At 74.0% G+C, this 17,908-nt stretch carries 18 protein-coding genes; 8 read left to right on the top strand and 10 right to left on the bottom strand.

The window, feature by feature from the left end; translation table 11 throughout:
* Nucleotides 1-169: 169 nt before the first annotated feature.
* The 3 genes from ACLQ2W_RS04670 to sepH all read left to right on the top strand — a co-directional run bounded on the left by ACLQ2W_RS04670 (nt 170) and on the right by sepH (nt 3,941).
* Nucleotides 170-1,276: a citrate synthase 2 gene (locus ACLQ2W_RS04670; RefSeq protein WP_425785352.1), complete on the top strand. Its 1,107-nt coding sequence runs from the start codon at nt 170-172 to the stop codon at nt 1,274-1,276.
* A gap of 259 nt (nt 1,277-1,535) precedes the next feature.
* Nucleotides 1,536-2,663 (top strand): phosphoserine transaminase, encoded by a 1,128-nt coding sequence (serC, locus tag ACLQ2W_RS04665; RefSeq protein ID WP_425785351.1) that lies wholly within the window; start codon nt 1,536-1,538, stop codon nt 2,661-2,663.
* A gap of 189 nt (nt 2,664-2,852) precedes the next feature.
* Entirely contained in the window at nt 2,853-3,941 is a 1,089-nt protein-coding gene (sepH, locus tag ACLQ2W_RS04660; RefSeq protein ID WP_425785350.1) for a septation protein SepH, read from the top strand.
* 103 nt (nt 3,942-4,044) lie between these two features.
* On the opposite strand, the gene thpR is transcribed toward sepH, so the two are convergent.
* The 5 genes from thpR to ACLQ2W_RS04635 all read right to left on the bottom strand — a co-directional run bounded on the left by thpR (nt 4,045) and on the right by ACLQ2W_RS04635 (nt 8,602).
* On the bottom strand, nt 4,045-4,614 hold the full coding sequence (thpR, locus tag ACLQ2W_RS04655; protein ID WP_425785349.1) for an RNA 2',3'-cyclic phosphodiesterase: 570 nt from the start codon (nt 4,612-4,614) through the stop codon (nt 4,045-4,047).
* A 4-nt stretch (nt 4,615-4,618) separates the two neighbouring features.
* On the bottom strand, nt 4,619-5,128 hold the full coding sequence (locus tag ACLQ2W_RS04650; protein WP_405092166.1) for a hypothetical protein: 510 nt from the start codon (nt 5,126-5,128) through the stop codon (nt 4,619-4,621).
* A 125-nt stretch (nt 5,129-5,253) separates the two neighbouring features.
* Complete coding sequence (locus ACLQ2W_RS04645; protein WP_425785348.1) at nt 5,254-6,540, bottom strand: MFS transporter; 1,287 nt, start codon at nt 6,538-6,540, stop codon at nt 5,254-5,256.
* Between the two features lie 69 nt (nt 6,541-6,609).
* Nucleotides 6,610-7,059 carry a MarR family winged helix-turn-helix transcriptional regulator gene (locus ACLQ2W_RS04640; protein ID WP_281943423.1) on the bottom strand — a complete coding sequence of 150 codons (450 nt, stop codon included), beginning with the start codon at nt 7,057-7,059 and terminating at the stop codon, nt 6,610-6,612.
* A 61-nt stretch (nt 7,060-7,120) separates the two neighbouring features.
* Nucleotides 7,121-8,602 carry an NCS2 family permease gene (locus ACLQ2W_RS04635; protein WP_357294731.1) on the bottom strand — a complete coding sequence of 494 codons (1,482 nt, stop codon included), beginning with the start codon at nt 8,600-8,602 and terminating at the stop codon, nt 7,121-7,123.
* A gap of 138 nt (nt 8,603-8,740) precedes the next feature.
* On the opposite strand from ACLQ2W_RS04635, the gene ACLQ2W_RS04630 reads away from it, so the two are divergent.
* Entirely contained in the window at nt 8,741-8,956 is a 216-nt protein-coding gene (locus tag ACLQ2W_RS04630; protein WP_396856513.1) for a DUF2530 domain-containing protein, read from the top strand.
* 4 nt (nt 8,957-8,960) lie between these two features.
* On the opposite strand, the gene ACLQ2W_RS04625 is transcribed toward ACLQ2W_RS04630, so the two are convergent.
* A complete protein-coding gene (locus ACLQ2W_RS04625; RefSeq protein ID WP_425785347.1) occupies nt 8,961-9,800 on the bottom strand; it encodes a DUF3027 domain-containing protein in 840 nt (279 codons plus the stop codon).
* Nucleotides 9,801-9,865: 65 nt separating this feature from the next.
* Here ACLQ2W_RS04625 and ACLQ2W_RS04620 point away from each other — a divergent pair, with 65 nt between their 5' ends.
* Nucleotides 9,866-11,509 (top strand): MFS transporter, encoded by a 1,644-nt coding sequence (locus ACLQ2W_RS04620; protein WP_425785346.1) that lies wholly within the window; start codon nt 9,866-9,868, stop codon nt 11,507-11,509.
* A complete protein-coding gene (locus tag ACLQ2W_RS04615) occupies nt 11,506-12,162 on the top strand; it encodes a futalosine hydrolase (protein ID WP_425785345.1) in 657 nt (218 codons plus the stop codon). Before ACLQ2W_RS04620 ends, ACLQ2W_RS04615 begins: the two co-directional genes overlap by 4 nt.
* Here the strand turns inward: ACLQ2W_RS04615 and ACLQ2W_RS04610 are convergent.
* Nucleotides 12,128-12,997, bottom strand: a complete 870-nt coding sequence (locus tag ACLQ2W_RS04610; protein ID WP_425785344.1) for a GNAT family N-acetyltransferase — start codon at nt 12,995-12,997, stop codon at nt 12,128-12,130. The genes ACLQ2W_RS04615 and ACLQ2W_RS04610 overlap by 35 nt on opposite strands.
* Nucleotides 12,998-13,291: 294 nt before the next feature.
* On the opposite strand from ACLQ2W_RS04610, the gene ACLQ2W_RS04605 reads away from it, so the two are divergent.
* Nucleotides 13,292-14,122 carry a 1,4-dihydroxy-6-naphthoate synthase gene (locus ACLQ2W_RS04605; RefSeq protein WP_425785343.1) on the top strand — a complete coding sequence of 277 codons (831 nt, stop codon included), beginning with the start codon at nt 13,292-13,294 and terminating at the stop codon, nt 14,120-14,122.
* Here the strand turns inward: ACLQ2W_RS04605 and ACLQ2W_RS04600 are convergent.
* Together ACLQ2W_RS04600 and ACLQ2W_RS04595 are read right to left on the bottom strand one after the other, a co-directional pair.
* Entirely contained in the window at nt 14,083-14,469 is a 387-nt protein-coding gene (locus ACLQ2W_RS04600) for a cold-shock protein (RefSeq protein ID WP_073826071.1), read from the bottom strand. The genes ACLQ2W_RS04605 and ACLQ2W_RS04600 overlap by 40 nt on opposite strands.
* Nucleotides 14,470-14,497: 28 nt before the next feature.
* Entirely contained in the window at nt 14,498-15,121 is a 624-nt protein-coding gene (locus ACLQ2W_RS04595) for an HAD family hydrolase (protein WP_425785342.1), read from the bottom strand.
* Between the two features lie 37 nt (nt 15,122-15,158).
* Here ACLQ2W_RS04595 and ACLQ2W_RS04590 point away from each other — a divergent pair, with 37 nt between their 5' ends.
* Nucleotides 15,159-17,624, top strand: a complete 2,466-nt coding sequence (locus tag ACLQ2W_RS04590) for a helicase-associated domain-containing protein (RefSeq protein WP_425785341.1) — start codon at nt 15,159-15,161, stop codon at nt 17,622-17,624.
* A gap of 1 nt (nt 17,625) precedes the next feature.
* On the opposite strand, the gene ACLQ2W_RS04585 is transcribed toward ACLQ2W_RS04590, so the two are convergent.
* Nucleotides 17,626-17,859 carry a hypothetical protein gene (locus ACLQ2W_RS04585; RefSeq protein WP_281942742.1) on the bottom strand — a complete coding sequence of 78 codons (234 nt, stop codon included), beginning with the start codon at nt 17,857-17,859 and terminating at the stop codon, nt 17,626-17,628.
* Between the last annotated feature and the right edge of the window lie 49 nt (nt 17,860-17,908).

Below are 17,908 nucleotides of genomic sequence, written 5' to 3'. Positions count from 1 at the left end.
CGCATGCGCGTCCACCGGCGGGGATGTCGCGTGGCGCACAGTCGCTGCGGGTCGCGCAGCCGGTTACCCACCGGGCAAGATGTTTCGAACCACATCCCTGAGGGGTCGCCTGAGCTACGGGGCTGGATCAGCCCGCCCGGGCGCACCGAGCCGGAAGCCAGGAGACGACATGTCCGATTTCAAGCCGGGTCTGGAGGGCGTCGTAGCCTTCGAGACCCAGATCGCCGAACCCGACCGCGCGGGTGGATCGCTGCGCTACCGGGGCGTGGACATCGAGGATCTGATCGGCCAGGTCTCCTTCGGCAACGTCTGGGCGCTGCTGGTGGACGGTCGGTTCGGCCCCGGCCTGCCGCCGGCCGAGCCGTTCCCGGTGCCGGTGCACTCCGGCGACATCCGCGTCGACGTGCAGTCCGCGGTCGCCATGCTGGCCCCGTACTGGGGGCTCAGTCAGCTTCTCGACATCTCCGACGCCCAGGCCCGCGAGGACCTGGCCCGGGTGTCGGTCACCGCGCTCTCCTTCGTCGCCCAGTCGGCGCGCGGGCTGGGCCTGCCGGCGGTGCCGCAGAAGGAGATCGACAAGGCGGAGACGATCGTCGAGCGGTTCATGAAGCGGTGGCGCGGCGAACCCGACCCCCGGCACGTCAAGGCCGTCGACGCGTACTTCATCTCGGCCGCCGAGCACGGCCTGAACGCCTCCACCTTCACCGCCCGGATCGTGGCCTCCACCGGCGCGGACGCCGCGGCCTGCATCTCCTCCGGCATCGGCGCGCTCTCCGGCCCGCTGCACGGCGGCGCCCCGTCCCGGGTGCTCAGCATGCTGGAGGCGGTCGAGCGCAGCGGCGACGCCGAGGGGTACGTCAAGGGCGTGCTCGACCGCGGCGAGCGGCTGATGGGCTTCGGGCACCGGGTCTACCGGGCCGAGGACCCGCGCGCCCGCGTGCTCCGGCGGACCGCCAAGGAGCTGGGCGCGCCCCGCTTCGAGGTGGCCGAGGCGCTGGAGAAGGCCGCGCTGACCGAGTTGCAGGCCCGCCGCCCGGACCGCGTCCTCGCCACCAACGTCGAGTTCTGGTCGGCCGTGGTGCTGGACTTCGCCGAGGTGCCGGCGCACATGTTCACCTCGATGTTCACCTGCGCCCGGATGGGTGGTTGGTCCGCGCACATCCTGGAGCAGAAGAAGCTGAACCGGCTGGTCCGCCCGTCCGCCACGTACGTCGGCCCGGGCACCCGCAAGCCGCAGCAGGTCGAGGGCTGGGACGCCATCCCGCACGGCGTCTGAGCTGTAAGGAGGGGGCCCCGCTTAACGCTTTCGGTATAGGCGGGGCCCCTTCTTAACGCCCGCTCTGTGGCGTACGCCTCAGCACTCGCGGTGGGACCAGCGGGTGGTGCCGGCCGGGCGGGTGCGAGGATGAAGGCCGGCAGCGCTGCCGGCCGGGTTCGGATCCCGGCCGCCCCGTGCGCCCGGCGCACGAGCCGGCCGACGGTCCGCGCCCGCAGGAAGGGCCCGCCCTCGCCCATGCGGAAGGATCGAGACAACCGTGGCTGACGCACCGACCATCCGGATTCCCGACGACCTCAAGCCCGCCGACGGCCGTTTCGGCTGCGGCCCGTCCAAGGTCCGTCCGGCGGCGGTCTCCGCGCTCGCCGACGTCGCCACCAGCTACCTGGGCACGTCGCACCGGCAGAAGACGGTCCGCGACGAGGTCGCCCGGCTGCGCCGGGGCATCGCCGAGTTCTTCTCCCTCCCCGAGGGCTACGAGGTGATCATCGGCAACGGTGGCACCACCGCGTTCTGGGAGGTCGCCACGTTCGGCCTGGTCCGCGACCGGGCCCAGTTCGCCAGCTTCGGCGAGTTCGGCGCCAAGTTCGCCAAGTCGGTCGCCGACGCCCCGTTCCTGGGCGAGCCGACCGTGCGCAAGTCCGCGGCGGGCAGCGCCCCGACGCTGGTCGCCGAGGCGGGCGTGGACGTCTACGCCACCCCGCACAACGAGACCTCCACCGGCGTGGCGGTGCCGATCAGCCGGGTGCCGGGCGTCGACGAGGGCTCCCTGTTGCTTGTCGACGCCACGTCCGGCGCCGGCGGGCTGGACGTCGACGTCGCCGAGACCGACGTCTACTACTTCGCCCCGCAGAAGTGCTTCGGCTCCGACGGTGGCCTCTGGCTGGCGCTGATGTCGCCGGCCGCGCTCGCCCGGGCCACCGAGATCAAGTCCTCGGGCCGCTACATCCCGGCCTTCCTGGACCTGGTCACCGCGATCGACAACTCGCGGCTGGAGCAGACCTACAACACCCCGGCGCTGGCCACCATCTTCCTGGCCGCGGAGCAGACCGACTGGATGAACTCCCAGGGCGGGCTGGCCTGGGCGGCCAAGCGCACCGCCGAGAGCGCCGGCATCGTGTACGGCTGGGCCGAGCGCTCGTCGTTCGCCACCCCGTTCGTGGCGGACCCGGCGCTGCGCTCCAACGTGGTCGCCACCGTCGACTTCGCCGACGGGGTGGACGCCACCGCGATCGCCAAGGCGCTGCGCGCCAACGGCATCGTGGACACCGAGCCCTACCGCAAGCTCGGCCGCAACCAGCTCCGGGTCGCGCTCTTCCCGGCCGTCGAGCCGGCCGACGTCGAGGCGCTCACCGCGTCCATCGACCACGTGGTCGAGCGACTCTGATCACGCCGTGACGCTGGGTGGTCGTCGGGGCTCCGGCGGCCACCCACCGTGATCATCGCCGCAGCTCAGTCGCGACATGCCGGGGTGTCGCAGTCCCCATCGTCGGGTAGATGAGCGTACGGTGGTGGGGACGCCCCGGGTGGCCGGCTCGTGGCGTGACGGCCAGCGAAGCGGGACGGAGGCAAGCCCATGCGCCCAGTACGCTTCGTCGCCCTTTCCGAGGACGGCCAGGCCCTGGTGCTCACCGACGAGGTGGGCCGCCTGCTTGCGCTCCCCATCGACGAGCGCGTGGCCTCGGTGCTGCACGCCGAGCCGGGCGCGACCCCGCTCGCGGTGGTGCCGGCCTCCACCGATCCCACGCCGTCGCTGTCCCCGCGCGACATCCAGGCCCGGATCCGTTCCGGCGAGTCCGCTGAGGACGTCGCCCGCATCGCCGGCGTGCCGGTCGACCGCGTGCTGCGCTACGCCGGCCCGGTGCTCCAGGAGCGGGCCATGCTCGCCCAGCACGCCCGCCGCACCCGGCTCAAGGGCGCTGAGAAGCCGACCCCGCTGGCCGAGGTGGTCAACGGCCGGCTGGCCCAGCACGGCATCGACACCGAGAAGATCTCCTGGGACGCCTACCGCCGCGACGACGGCACCTGGCGGATCATCGCCACCTGGCCGTCCGGCAAGGCCACCGCCCAGGCGGTGTGGGATCTCGACAAGTCCCGGCAGAACGTCATCGCGCACGACGACATGGCGCAGTACCTGTGCGCCGAGCGGCCCACGCCGATCCTCGGCCAGGAGCCGGCGCCCGAGCGGGGCGGCCACGCGCTGCCCGGCCCGTCGCGCGGCGAGCCGAGCCGGGGCGGGCACGGCCTGCCGTCCGGGGTCGAGCAGGCCCGTCCGGGGCGCGACCCGATCCGTGCCGGCCGGGACGCGCTGCTCGCCTCGCTGGACCGGCCGCTCGGCGGCACGTCCGGCCGCGGTCTAGACACCCGTTCCCCGGCCGCGCTTGCCGGTTCGGAGGCGCCCCGCCAGCGGGCTGTCGCCGGGGGTGCCGCCGCGCTGCTCGGCGGCGGGCAGGGTTCGGCGTTCGACGACGACTCGGACGCGCCGAAGGAGATCCCCGCCGTGCCGTCGTTGGCCGTGCTGCGGCCTCGGCGCACCGGCAACCCGCCGGCGTCCGGCGGCTCCGGCACCGAGTCCGGTGAGGCCGGCGGCAAGCCACGCAAGCGGCTGCCGAGCTGGGACGATGTCCTCTTCGGCAGCGGCCCGGCGGCCCGCGAGTCCTCCTGATCGACCGGTGACGTGTCGGGCACTGGACGGGCTCGGCGGTCACCGGCCCCGCGAGCCCTGCTGATCGACCGGTGACAGGCCGGGCATTCGACGGGCCCGGCGGTCACAGGGGCCAGGCGGCGAGGCGGGTGTGGTGGGTGCGGGCGCCCGGGTGGCTGCGGACCAGGACCAACTCCTCGGCGGGCCACTCGGGGCCGGCGTACCCGTGCAGCGTCTCCCGGTCGGCGCGCACGTCGACGCGGTCGCCGGGGCGGGCGATGGTCAGGTGGGGCCGGAACGGCTTGTCGTCGTGCGGCAGTCCGGCCCGACGCAACGCGTGACGGACCAGGCGGGCCAGCGCGTCCAGCGCGTCGGTCTCGCCGCGCACGTCCACCCAGAGCACGGTGGAGCGGCCCTGGCCGAAACTGCCCCCACCGCCCAGGCGCAGCCGCGGTGCGCTGCCCCGACCGTCCCGGAAGGACTCGGCGGCCAGACCGAGTGCGCTCGTCACCTCGACCAGCCGGTCGTCCGGCACCTCACCGAGGAAGGCGAGCGTGAGGTGGAGGTGGGCGGGGTCGGCGAGCCGGACGGGCACGCCGGCGGCCGACGCGACGCCGACGCGCAGCCCGACGACCCGGGCGGTGAGGTCGGTGACCGCCGCCGGGGGCGGGTAGACCGCCGCGAAGAGCCGCACCCGGTCAGCGGTGCCGCTGGTGGTGCGCCGCGCGGGCGGCCGGCAGCGTCAGACCGGCGGCGTGCAGCAGGCCCTCCACCCGGACGCGTTCGATCTCCCGGTCGACGCCGTTCAGCTCGGCCAGGTGCTCGGCGATGCCGAGGGCGTGGCAGGCGGCGCGCAGCCGCTCGTCGTACGCCTCGATGACCGCGCCGTGCCACACCACCGAGCGGTCGGCGGCGGCGAGCCGGTGGCCGCCGAGCCGGCGCAGATCGGTGGCGAGCTGCTCCAGCGGGCGGCGGCCCTCCCGCTCGAACTCGGTCAGGTCGATGTCGCGGGTCAGCGCCTCGGCCTCGATGGCGCGATCGAGCCGGGCGATGGTGCGGCGCTCCCGGCGCTGCTCGCGCCATTCGGCCCACCCGCACGCGAACCGGTCGATGATCTCGTCGGCGCAGAAGACCAGCGCGAACACGGCAGGGAGGCAGCAGACAGCGAGGATCGCCAGCGCCAGCAGCAGCCCCTGCCCCAATCCCACACATCGACGCTAAGCCCTGTCGGACGCACCCGCCACCCGTTTGCCGAAACCCGGCGGTACGCATTTGTGCGGTGTTAAGCGGGGCCCCCTTTTATGCAGAATGCGTTAAGAGGGGGCCCCTCCTTTCACTCGGCCCGGGGGGACACCACGTAGAAGCGCGGCATCGGCAGCACCCGCAGCCGCAGGCGCGCGCCGGAGCGGCGCAGTTGCCAGGTGAGCGCCAGCAGCGCGGCGGCCAGCGAGATGAGGCCACCGATCCAGATGCTCGCGCCGGCGCCGAACGTCTCGGCCGTCCACCCGATGATCGGCGCGCCGACCGGGTTGGTGCCCAGGAACACCAGCACCCACAGCGCCATCACCCGGCCCCGGAAGGACGCGTCGACGCCGAGCTGCACCCGCTGGTTGGCGGCCTGGGCGAAGAAGACCATGAAGAACCCGGTGGGCAGCAGCAGCGTCACCACCATCCAGTACGCCGGGGCGAGCCCGACCAGCGTGCCGAAGCTGGCGCAGCCGATGGCGGCGCCCAGCACCAGCCAGACCGAGGGCCGGCTGCGCCGGCCGGTGCCGGCGAGCGCGCCGACCAGCGCGCCGACCGCCAGCGCGGTGCTGAACAGGCCGAACGAGGCGGCCCCGGTCTGGAACACGGTCTTGGCCAGCGCGGCGAGGGTGAGCTGGAAGTTGAACAGGCTCATCCCGATCACCGACATGACGACCATCGGCAGCAGCAGGTCGGGGCGGCGCGCCACGTACCGCAGGCCGTCCACCACTCGGGCCTGGTCCCGTTCGCCGGCCGGCGGCAGGTCCTTGCGGTGCAGTTCGGCGGGGCGCATCTTGACCACGTTGACCAGCGGCGCGATGGAGCTGAGCGCGGTGACCAGGAAGACCGGGCCGACGTCGAACGCGGCGATGGCCAGGCCGGCGACGGCGGGGCCGACGATCCGGGCGGAGTTGAACACGGCCGCGTTGAGCGAGAGCGCGTTCGGCAGCAGCGTCACGCCGACCAGCTCGGAGACGAACGCCTGCCGCACCGGGGTCTCGACCGCGTTGGCGACACCGAGCAGCGCGGCGAACGCGAACACGTGCCAGAGCCGCACCACGCCGGTGACGACCAGCATGCTCATCCCCAGCGCCAGCACGGTCCAGAACGCGTTGGCGACGAAGAGCAGCATCCGCTTGTCGTACCGGTCGGCGAGGCGGCCGGAGAGCAGCGTGAGCAGGAGTACGGGGGTGAACTGCAACGCGGTGACCACGCCGAGCGCGGTGGCGGAGTTGTCGCTCAGCTCGAGGACGAGCCAGTCCTGGGCGATGAACATCATCCAGACGCCGATCAGTTTGATCAGCTGCCCGGTGGCGAAGAGTCGGTAGTTGCGGACTCGTAGGGACTGGAACATCGTGCTCAGCTTGGCCTGCACTCTAGGTGCGCCTCCTCGCGTCAGGTACGCCTCATCGACAACTGACGAAGCGGACCGCGCAACGCGGGGTCAGCCGCGGGCGATGCCCTGGAGGATGTCGGCGGCCCGCCGCAGCGTGTCGCGTTCCTCCTCGGTGAGTGCGGCCAGTCGGCTGGCCAGCCACTCGTTGCGGGCGCGCTCGAACTGGTCGAGCACGGCCCGTCCCCCCTCGGTCGCCGCCAGGATGACCTGCCGTCCGTCGGTCGGATGGGGGGTGCGCTGCACGAGGCCGCGCTCCTCCAACTTCGCGACGATCTTCGTCATCGTCGGCGGCTGCACCCGTTCGACGTCGGCCAGTTCCCGTGGCGTGAGGGCGCCCGCCAGCTTGAGGCTGGTGAGCGCCGACAGCTGGGTGACCGTGAGGTCGCCGACCGGTCGGGCCTGTCGGACCCGCCGGTTGAGTCGGGTGATCGCATCACGCAGCTGGGGGGCCAGCTGCGCCGGTGGCACGCGTTTCGCCGTCACCGTCCGCTCCGTCACACTCGTTAGCTTAACTAATGAGCCTGGCTAACGACGTCCGTTATGACCAGGCTCACCAGCGTCAGAGCAGCACGGACTCGATCGGCCCGCGCAGGAAGTAGAGGATGAACAGGGCGGCCACGCCGTACAGCAGGGGGTGGACCTCCCGGGCCTTGCCCTTCGCCAGCTTCACCAGCACGTAGCTGATCACGCCGGCCCCGATGCCGTTCGAGATGGAATAGGTGAACGGCATCAGCACGATGGTGAGGAACGCCGGGATCGCGATCTCGTAGTCGGTCCAGTCGATGGTCCGGACCGCCGTCATCATCAGGAAGCCGACCACCACCAGCGCGGTCGACGCGGCCTCGAACGGCACGATCGCCGACAGCGGCGCGAGGAACATGGCCAGCAGGAACAGGCCGCCGGTGACCAGGTTGGCCACGCCGGTCCGGGCGCCCTCACCGACACCTGCGGCACTCTCGATGTACGACGTGTTGCTCGACACCGACGCCGCGCCACCCGCGGCGGCGGCGATCGAGTCGACCAGCAGGATCTCCTTGGCGCGCGGCGGAGTGCCCTGCTCGTCGAGCATGTCCCCCTCCTGGCCGATCGCGACCATCGTGCCCATGGTGTCGAAGAAGTCCGTGATCAGCAGCGTGAAGACGAACATCAGCGGGACCAGCCAGCCGACCCGGGTCCACGAGTCCAGCACGTTGAAGTTGCCCAGCAGCGACAGGTCCGGCAGGTCCACCACCTGCTTCGGCAGCTCGGGCACGTTCAGCGCCCAGCCCTTCGGGTTCGGCTTGCCGTCGACGAAGGACGGGCCGATGTTGCCGACCGCCTCGACCACGACGGCCAGCACGGTGGAGGCCAGGATGCCGATCAGGATCGCGCCGCGCACCCGCCGCACGACCAGCACCACGGTCACCAGCAGACCGACCACGAACACCAGCATCGGCCAACTGACGATCTTGCCGTTGATGCCCAGCCCGACCGGCACGGTGGTGTTCGCGGCGTCCGGGACCCGCCGCACGAACCCGGCGTCGACCAGGCCGATGATGGTCAGGAACAGGCCGATGCCGACCCCGATGGCGGTCTTGAGCTGCGTCGGCACCGAACGGAACACCGCGGTACGCAGCCCGGTGAGCACCAGGATGCCGATCAGCACACCCTCGATGACCACCAGACCCATCGCGTCCGCCCAGGTCATCTGCGGCGCGATCTCGAAGGCCACCAGCGCGTTCACGCCCAGCCCGGCGGCCAGCGCGATCGGGAACCGGGCCACCACCCCCATCAGGATGGTCATCAGGCCCGCGACCAGCGCGGTCGCCGCGGCCAGCGCCGGGATGGCGAGGGTACGCCCGTCGGCGTCCTCCGCGCCGCCGAGGATCAGCGGGTTCAACACCACGATGTACGCCATCGTGAAGAACGTGGCGAAGCCACCTCGGATCTCCCGACCCGTGGTGGACCGGCGGGCGGAGATCTCGAAGAAGCGGTCGAACGCGTTGCGCGGGTGCGCGGGATCGGGCGGTGTGCCGTGGTCCGCCGGCGGGGCAATGGCCATCGGGTCCTCATCTTGTCGATCAACCGGTTTTGTCGCGCGCATCGTGCCAGATCACCCGGCGGACAGGAAAGAACGATCACGTACGCTGGGCCGGTGCCCCAGGAGCAACAGCCGCGGCCGGAGCCGCTCGACCCGCCGATGGTGCCGTTCGCCGTCGCCGGGCTGATCGCCTGGGCGGTGGCCGGTCTGGTGCTGCTGATCTTCTGCCGGGGCTGGCTCACCGCGCACGGCCACCAGAACTGGCTCTGGACCTGTCTTGCCGGTTTTCTGTGGGGCTTTCCCGGTTTGGCCACCATGATGCGGCACGACGCCAACCGGCGTCGCCGCCGGGCGGCCGCCGAGCGTCAGCGCTGACCGGTCAGGAGTGCGCGTACGGCTCCGCCGGCTCGGCCGCCTCCACGGAACCGCTGGCCCGGCCGACCGGCATCGCCTCGACCGCGCTGTCGTCGTAGATGGTGGGCAGCTCGGCGACCGGCGTCTCGGCGGTGTCGACGAGCGTCTCCGAGTGCGCGCCGCAGCCGTGGTCGGCGCTCACCACCCGCCCGTCGTCCGGGGCGAAGAAGTTGCCGCACGCCCCGAAGGCCTGCCGCAGCGAGCCGGCCAGCGGCAGGTAGAAGCCGCAGGTGCCGCAGCGGGCGGCGGCCGGCGCGGCGGCCGAGATGGCGGCGTCCGGCCCGTGGTCGCCGTCGTACCACCGCTGGGCGGTGTCCGCGCGCCCCTCCCGGGACAGCACCCGGGCCCGGCCGAGGCCCAGCTCCCAGGCGGTCTCCTCCACGGCCGGATCGTCGGAGAGCAGGTACCCGGGGGCGAGCCGCTCGTCGTCGGCCGGGGTGGGCAGCAGGTCACCCGGACCCAGGTCGCCCGGCTTGAGCCGCTCCTGCCAGGGCAGCCAGCCGGGGGCGAGCATCGCGTCCGAGCCGGGCAGCAGCACGGTCTCGCAGATGGTGATGTGCTTGCTGCGCGGCACCCGGGTCACCGTGACGGCCCAACGCCAGCCGCGATAACCGGCCATCCGGCAGTCGAAGTAGTGGGTGACGACCCGGTCGCCCTCGGCGACGGCCTGGAGGTGGTCACCGACGTCGGTCGGCTCCACCTCGGTGATGGCGTCGCGGGCCACCTCGACGGCGGCGGCGCATACCTGGTCGAGCCGGGGGGCGCGGGCGGAGGCGGGCCTGGTCACTCCACCATTGTTCCCCATGCCCGTCGGCGGGTTCTCTCCGGGTGATGCGGCACGCACGGAGTAGATGGGTCAGGATGGGACACATGGCGCTGTCCTCCCGCTCCGGCCGCTCCTTCCTCGGGCGGACCGTGGGCACCGGCATCCGCGCCACCCGGCTGTTGCTGCGGGGCTCGCTGCACGGCGGGCGCTGGATGACCCGCCGGGCCGGCACCGCCCGGGCCCGCAGCGCCGGCAACGAGGTGGGCATGGTCCGCCTGTTCGACCTGCACGCGCTCTCCTGCGCCGGCGACACGCTGATCGCCATCGGCCTGGCCGGGACGATCTTCTTCGACGTGCCGCTGGGCGAGGCGCGCAACAAGGTCGCGCTCTACCTGCTGGTGACCATGGTCCCGTTCGCCATGCTCGCACCGGTGGTCGGCCCGCTGCTCGACCACTTCCGCCACGGCCGGCGGTACGCGCTGGCCACCACCATGCTCGGCCGGGCGTTCCTGGCCTGGCTGATCTCCGACTACATGGGCGGGCTCGGGCTCTACCCGGCGGCCTTCGGAGTGCTCGCCCTCAGCCGCGCCTACGGGGTGGCCCGTTCGGCGGCGGTGCCCCGGCTGCTCCCCGACGGGTTGGGGTTGTCCCAGGTCGGCGCGCGAGCCAGCGTCTACGGCACGGTGGCCGGCGCGCTGGTCGCCCCGATCGGGTTGGCCGCGTTCTGGTTCGGGCCGCAGTGGCCGCTCCGGGTCGCCACGGTGATCTTCCTGATCGGCATGGTCGTCTCGCTCCGGCTGCCGCCCAAGGCCGACTCGGAGCCGCCGGAGCGGATGCCGCACCCGTTGCGGGCGATGCGCCGCCGTGACGGCGAGCGCCCGCTGGGCCGGGGTCGCCCCGCCGGCCGTCTGGTGATCGCCACGTTGATCGGGGCCGCGGCGCTACGCGGGATCTACGGCTTCCTGCTGCTCTTCCTCGCCTTCGCGATCAAGGGCGGTGACCTGACCACCGACTTCTTCGGCCGCGAACTGGGCGCCCAGGCCGCGCTGGGCCTGGTCGGCGGCGCGCTGGCGGTGGGCACGTTCCTGGCCACCGCGCTCGGCACCCGGCTGCGCATCCACCGGCCGACCGCGATCCAGTCCAGCGGCTCGATCGTCGTGGCCGGCGTGGCGCTGCTCGCCGCGATCAAGTTCTCGCTGCCCATGGTGGCGCTGCTCTGCCTGGTGGCGGCGCTGATGAGCGGGATCGCCAAGCTGGCGGTGGACGCCTCGATCCAGGAGCGCATCCCGGAGCGGCTGCGGGCCAGTTCCTTCGCGCACTCGGAGACCGCGCTGATGCTCGCGTTCGTGGCCGGCGGCGGGCTGGGGCTGGTGCCGTTCACCGGCCTGATCGGGGTGGCGGTAGCCGCCGGCGTGGCCGCGCTCGTGGCCGTACGCGGTGTGCTGATCGCCGGCCGGCTGCGCGGCGAACACCTGGTCGGCCGCCCACTCGGCGACGACGAGGTAATCAGCGGCCGCCCGCTCGGCGACGACGAGGTGATCAGCGGTCGGGCGACGCCGCCGGTCACCTCGTTCGACGACCCGGCACCCACCTCGCCGGCGCCGCAGCGGGTCGACATCCCCCCGCCGGACGACGATGCGCTCGCTCCGCCCGGCTTCCACATCTACCGCCCCTCCTCGTCGGTCGGCGGGGTCGGGGCGGCGGCGGAGGACGAGAACCGGCGCGATCCCCGGGGGCCGGTGGCGTGACCGGTCTGCTGGTGGTCACGGCGGTGCCCGCCGAGGCCGAGGCGGTCCGCGCCGGCCTCACCGACCCGACCGTGACGGTACGACCGATCGGCGTCGGCCCGGCCGTCGCCGGCGCCGCCACCGCGCGCCTGCTGGCGCTGGCCGAGGCGGCCGGCCGGCCGTACCGGGCGGTGGTCAGCGCCGGCATCGCCGGCGGCTTCGTCGGCCGGGTCGCGGTCGGCGGCACCGTGCTGGCCGACCGCAGCGTCGCCGCCGACCTCGGTGCCGAGTCGCCGGCCGGCTTCATCCCGGTCGAGGAGCTGGGCATGGCACCTGAGCTGCTGGGCGGCGGCCGGACCGTGCCCGCCGACCCGGCCCTGCTGGACGCGCTGCGCGCCGCGCTGCCCGCGGCCACCGTCGGCGCCGTGCTCACGGTCAGCACCGTGACCGGCACCGCCGCCAGCACCGCCACGCTCACCGACCGGCACCCGGACGCCGTGGCCGAGGCCATGGAGGGGTACGGCGTCGCCGTGGCCGCCGCCCACGCCGGGGTCCCCTTCGCCGAGCTGCGGACCATCTCGAACCCGATCGGCCCCCGCGACCGTGGCGCGTGGCGCATGCGCGAGGCGTTCGCCGCCCTCACCTCCGCAGCCGCGGCGCTGCGTCAGCCGTGAGGTCGAGCCGCATCACCGCCGCGTCCCTCGACTCGACCCGGAAGCCACAGTCGCGCAGCAGGCAGGCTCCGGTCCCGTCGGTGACGGCATGCGCCGACGACACCCCGCACCGCGCCATCTCCGTGGTCAGCGCCGCCACCAGCCGCCGGCCGACACCGAGCAGCCGGTACGCCGGCGCGACGAGCACCTCGTCCAGCACGAGGTGGCGTGGACCCGGCAACCGGTAGCCGAGGAGCAGTTCGTCGCTGCGCTCGTGTGCGCGCAGTTCACCGACCAACTCGCCGTCCGGCAACTCGGCGACGAATCGCCAGGACGTCGCCGGGGACGTCGGGTCGGCGTGCCGCCGGATCCGACACGCCCGGCGTACCCGGGCCCGGGCCCGGTCGTGGTCCCGGCGCTCGCGGTCGAGGCGGTACGTCACGGCCGGCAGGGCCGACGCGTAACCCGACAGACCCGGGAAGTGCGCCCACCAGGCTCCCGGCCAGTCCTTCGGCTCGCGCACCTCCCGGGCGTCGAGGTGCGCCGGGCAGCGCCGCCCCGCCGCGTCGCGCAGCTCCTCCGGCGCCGCCGAGGGCGGCCCGTGCCCCTCGCCGGGCGGCAGCACCAGGGTGACCCGCCCACCCGCCGCCGTGACCAGCCGCTCGACGGTGTGGAAGCTCGGCCGCGCCGACTGCCCGCACTCGATGCGGGCGACGGTCGTCTGCGGCACTCCCGACCGCGCGGCGAGCTCACGTTGGCTGAGGTCGGCCGCCCGGCGCACCGCCCGCAGCGTCGCACCCAGATCGGTCGTCAGCGGCTCGGCGGATAGGTCGGCGGGCGGGTCGGCGTCGGTCACCACGCCATGCTCGGGCCGTCACCGCGCCGGCCGCCACCCCGCCGCATCCTCCTGTGGACAACCCTGTGGAAAAGTCGCCCCGCTGGGGATGAGGTGGTCCTCCCGATGCCCTGCGAACTTGATGGCACAGATGGGTCAGACGCGCCGCCCCGATGGCCGACCCGTCCGCGCCATCAAGTTCGCAGGGACCGACGAACACCACCTCCGTCATCCCCGGGAGCGAGCGAGCCGCCTCGGTCACACCGGCCGGGCCGGCCCGGCGGGCGGCATCGCGGGCGGCGTTACGGTGGGGGCATGGCGCTCTCCCTGGCGATCTCTCCCTGCCCGAACGACACGTTCGTCTTCGACGCGCTGGTGCACGGCCGGGTGGCCGGTGCGCCGCCGGTCGAGGTGACCTACGCGGACGTGGACGTCACCAACACGGCCGCCGAGCGGGGGGCGTTCGACCTGGTGAAGGTGAGCTACGCGGCGCTGCCGTGGCTGCTCGACGACTACCACCTGCTGCCCTGCGGCGGCGCGCTGGGCCGGGGCTGCGGCCCGCTGGTGCTCACCCGGGGCGACCGGGCCGACCTGTCCGGCGCGACGGTGGCGGTGCCCGGCGAGCGGACCACGGCGTACCTGCTGTTCCGGCTCTGGGCCGCCGGGCAGACGCCCAAGCGGATCGAGGTGGTGCCGTTCCACGAGATCATGCCGGGCGTGGCGGCCGGCCGGTACGACGCCGGCCTGGTGATCCACGAGGCCCGCTTCACCTACCCGCGCCACGGGCTGACCGCGCTTGTCGACCTGGGCGAATGGTGGGAGGGCGACACCGGGCTGCCGATCCCGCTCGGCGCGATCCTGGCCCGGCGTGGCGCGGTCGACCCGGTCGAGGCCGCCGCCTGGGTCCGCGAGTCGGTGCGGCAGGCCTGGGCGGACCCGGAGGCCAGCCGCGGGTACGTCCTCGCGCACGCGCAGGAGATGGAGCCCGACGTGGTGGACCGGCACATCGGCCTCTACGTCAACGAGTTCACCGCCGACCTGGGTGAGGCCGGCTTCGCCGCCGTGGAGGCGCTGCTGGGCCGGGCCGCCGACGCCGGGCTCGTCCCTCAGACCTCCAGCTCCCGCGCCACCGCGTGGACCAGCTGAGCGATCTTCTGCGCGGCCTTGCGATCCGGGAAACGCCCTCGGCGCAGGTCCGGCTGGACCTTCGCCTCCAGCACCTTGATCATGTCTTCGACCAGGCCGTGCAGTTCCTCGGCCGGCCGGCGACGCAGCTCCGCCACGGACGGCGGCGCCTCCAGCAGCTTCACGCCCATGGCCTGGGCGCCCCGTCGGCTGTCCACCACGCTGAAATCGACCCGCTGGCCACCCTTCAGGTCGGCGACACCCGCCGGTAGCGCGCCCTTGGGCAGGAACACGTCGCCACCCTCGTCACTGGTGACGAACCCGTATCCCTTGGCCGCGTCGTACCACTTCACTCGACCCGTCGGCACCTGTCGAACCCCGCTCCACTCGAACCGTCTACCCCTCCAAGGCTAGCCCGATGATCCGGTCCACCGCCGCTGGGAATTCGCCGAGATCATCAAGCACCAGTTCGGCCCCGGCCGCGCTCAACTCGGCCGCCGAGCAGGGGCCCGTTGCCACTCCCACGCCTGGGATTCCCGCTGCTCGTGCGGCCGCCATGTCGGCCACGTGGTCACCCACGTAGAGCGTCGCGCCGTGCTCCCGCAGCGCGGTCGCCTTCTGCTCCGCGAACAGGTCGCCGGCCAGCTCGTCGACGGCCAGGTCGAGGTGGTCCAGGTGCAGTTTCGCCAACCGGCCGATCTTCGAGGTCACCACCATCACCCGCCCTCCGCGCTCGTGCACCGCGCGCACCGCGGCCTCCGCACCCGGCATCGGCACCGTCGGCGTGATCGCGTACGCGGGATACAGCTCGCGGTAGAGCGTCACCGCCTCCTCGATCCGCTCCGGCGGAAACCAGTGCGCCAGCTCGGTACGCAGCGGCGGGCCCAGCCGGGACACCGCCAGTTCCACGTCCACCGGCACGCCGGTGCGCTCGGTCAGGGCCCGGTACGCGGCGGCGATCCCGGGACGGGAGTCGACCAGGGTCATGTCGAGGTCGAAGCCGACCATCAGCGGAGACATGCCGAGAACGTACCCAGCGGGCTAGCGTGGTACGACGATGACCACCTCACTCGCCGACCATCTGCGGGCCCTCCCCGACGAGTCGCTGGCCGCCCTGCTCCAACTGCGGCCGGACCTCGTCGTGCCGGTGCCGGCGGACGTGTCCGCTCTCGCCCTGCGCGCCCAGTCCCGGGTCTCCGTGGCCCGGGCGCTCGACGGGCTGGACCAGTTCACCCTCCAGATCCTCGACGCCGCCCGGCTCACCCGGGGCCCCGACGGCGCCACCTCCACCGACCAGATCCTCGCCACGGCCACCGCCGGGCCGCACCCGCCCGCCCCGACCGCGGTCCGGGCCGCCGTCGACCGGCTCCGGGCGCGGTTCCTGCTGTACGGCCCCGAGCACGACCTGACCGTGGTCGGCGGCGTCGACGAGGTGTCCCCGTACCCGGCGGGGCTGGGCCGCCCGGCGGCGGAGCTGGACGCGCGCGCGGCGGCCCTCTGCGCGGACCCGGCGAAGCTGCGGCGGGCGCTGCTCGCCGCGCCGCCGTCGGCCCGGGCGGTCCTGGACCGGCTCGCCGCGGGCCCGCCGGTCGGCACCGTGGCGCCGGGCGCGCTGGAGGCCCCCGCCACCGGCGGCGAGGACGTGCTCCCACCCGACCTGGTCAACGGCGGCGCGCCCACCGGCTCCCCGATCCGCTGGCTGGTCGAGCACCACCTGCTGGTGCGGATGTCCGGCGGTCCCCACGGCACGGTCGAGCTGCCCCGGGAGGTGGGGCTGGTGCTGCGCCGCGACACCGGTCCGCTCGGCCCGCTGCGCACCAGCCCGCCCGAGGTGTCCGCCCCGCCCCGGGAGACCAAGGCCGTCGACTCGGCCGGGGCCGGGCAGACCATGGAGGTGGTCCGGCACACCGAGGCGCTGCTGGAGGCGCTTGTCGTCGAGCCCGCCCCGGTGCTGCGGTCCGGCGGCGTCGGCGTACGCGACCTGCGCCGGCTCGCCCGGCTCCTCGGGCTGGACGAGCCGACCACCGCGCTGATCTTCGAGGTGGCGTACGCGGCAGGGCTGACCGGTGAGCTGGAGCTGACCGGCGCGGCCACCACCCGGTACGGCGGCGACCAGCAGATCGCGCCCACCGGCGGGTACGAGGTGTGGCGCGCGGCGTCGCTCGCCCAGCGCTGGGAGCAGCTCGCCCGGGCGTGGCTGGCGATGACCCGGCAGGTGGGCCTCGTCGGTCAGCGGGACGACCGGGACCGGCCGATCTCGGTGCTCTCGCCGGAGGCGGAACGCGCCGGGGCCCCGGCCGCCCGCCGCGCGGTGCTCGCCGTGCTGGCCGACCTGCCGGCGGCCACCGCGCCGACACCGGACGAGGTGCTGGCGTTGCTGGAGTGGCGGGCGCCCCGGCGGGCCCGGGGACGGGAGACGGCGCACCGCGACGTGCTGGCCGAGGCGGCCCGGCTCGGGGTGACCGGGCTGGGCGCGCTCACCTCGTACGGGCGGCTGCTGCTGGCCGAGCTGGCCGACGCCGACGAGCGCGGTGACGACCCGCTGGGGCTGCGCTCCGACGCCGAGTCGGGCGACCCGTCGACGGCGGTACGCGCGCTGGACGGGCTGCTGCCCGCCCCGGTCGACCACTTCCTCGTGCAGGCCGACCTGAGCGTGGTGGTGCCCGGCCCGCCCGACCCGGCGCTCGCCGCCGAGCTGGACGTGGTGGCCGAGCACGAGTCGGCGGGCGGCGCGAGCGTGCACCGGGTGACCACGGCCAGCATCCGACGGGCCCTGGACGCCGGGTACACCGCCGACGACCTGCACGCGCTGTTCCGCCGCCGGTCGCGTACCCCGGTGCCGCAGGGGCTGACCTACCTGGTGGACGACGTGGCCCGTAAGCACGGCGGGCTGCGGGTCGGTTCGGCCGGGGGCTACGTGCGCAGCGACGACGAGGCGCTGCTCACCGAGGTGCAGGCGGACCGGCGGCTGGAGTCGCTGGCGTTCCGCCGGCTGGCGCCGACCGTGCTGGTCACCCCGTACCAGGTCAACCGGATGCTGCTCGCGTTGCGCGACGCGGGATACGCGCCGGTGCCCGAGGACGCCAGCGGCGCGACGGTGCTGTCCCGGCCGAAGAACCGGCGGGCGCCGGCCCGGACGCCGCTCACCGGCCGGACGGTGGACCCGCTGGCCACCCCGAGGCTGCCGATGCCCCGCCTGCTGGGCGTGGTGGAGCAGATCCGCCGGGGCGAGGCCGCGGCCCGGGCGGCGCGGCGGGCCCCGGCGGTGGTCCGCGGCGGGCCGGCGGTCACCGGCCCGACAGCGGTGCCCGGGCACGGCGACGCGTTGGCGGTGCTCCAGCAGGCGGTACGGGACAAGGCGCGGGTCTGGGTGGGTTACGTCGACGCGCACGGGGCGACCGCGTCCCGGCTGGTCCGACCGGTCTCGATCGGTGCCGGCTACCTGCGCGCCGAGGACGACCGCACCGAGATGCTGCACACGTTCGCGCTGCACCGGATCACGGCCGCCGTGCTGGAGGAGTGAGTCACTCCCCGTTGCGGCGCAACGTGCCGATCACCGAGATCGCCAGCAGCAGCGCGAACGCCGCGCCGGCGGACTCGCCGACCGAGTCGACGAAGCCCTGCCGCTGCACCAGCAGCCCGAACAGGAACCAACCGAACACGCCCGCCGCGGCGGTCGCGTAGCCCACCAGCACCGCGGTGGAGACCTGCGGCGGCGTCCGCTCGTCCTCGGGAAGCACGTCCTGATCGACGGTCATGCCAGCCCCTCCCCGCCCCGTGGTGGACCCGGCTTCCAGAGTGGCACCG

The sequence above is a fragment of the Micromonospora sp. DT227 genome (assembly GCF_049841835.1).
In the GTDB taxonomy this organism is placed as follows: domain Bacteria; phylum Actinomycetota; class Actinomycetes; order Mycobacteriales; family Micromonosporaceae; genus Micromonospora.
The sequence above is the reverse complement of the archived record's forward strand: the minus strand, read 5'-3'. Positions and strand labels throughout refer to the sequence as shown.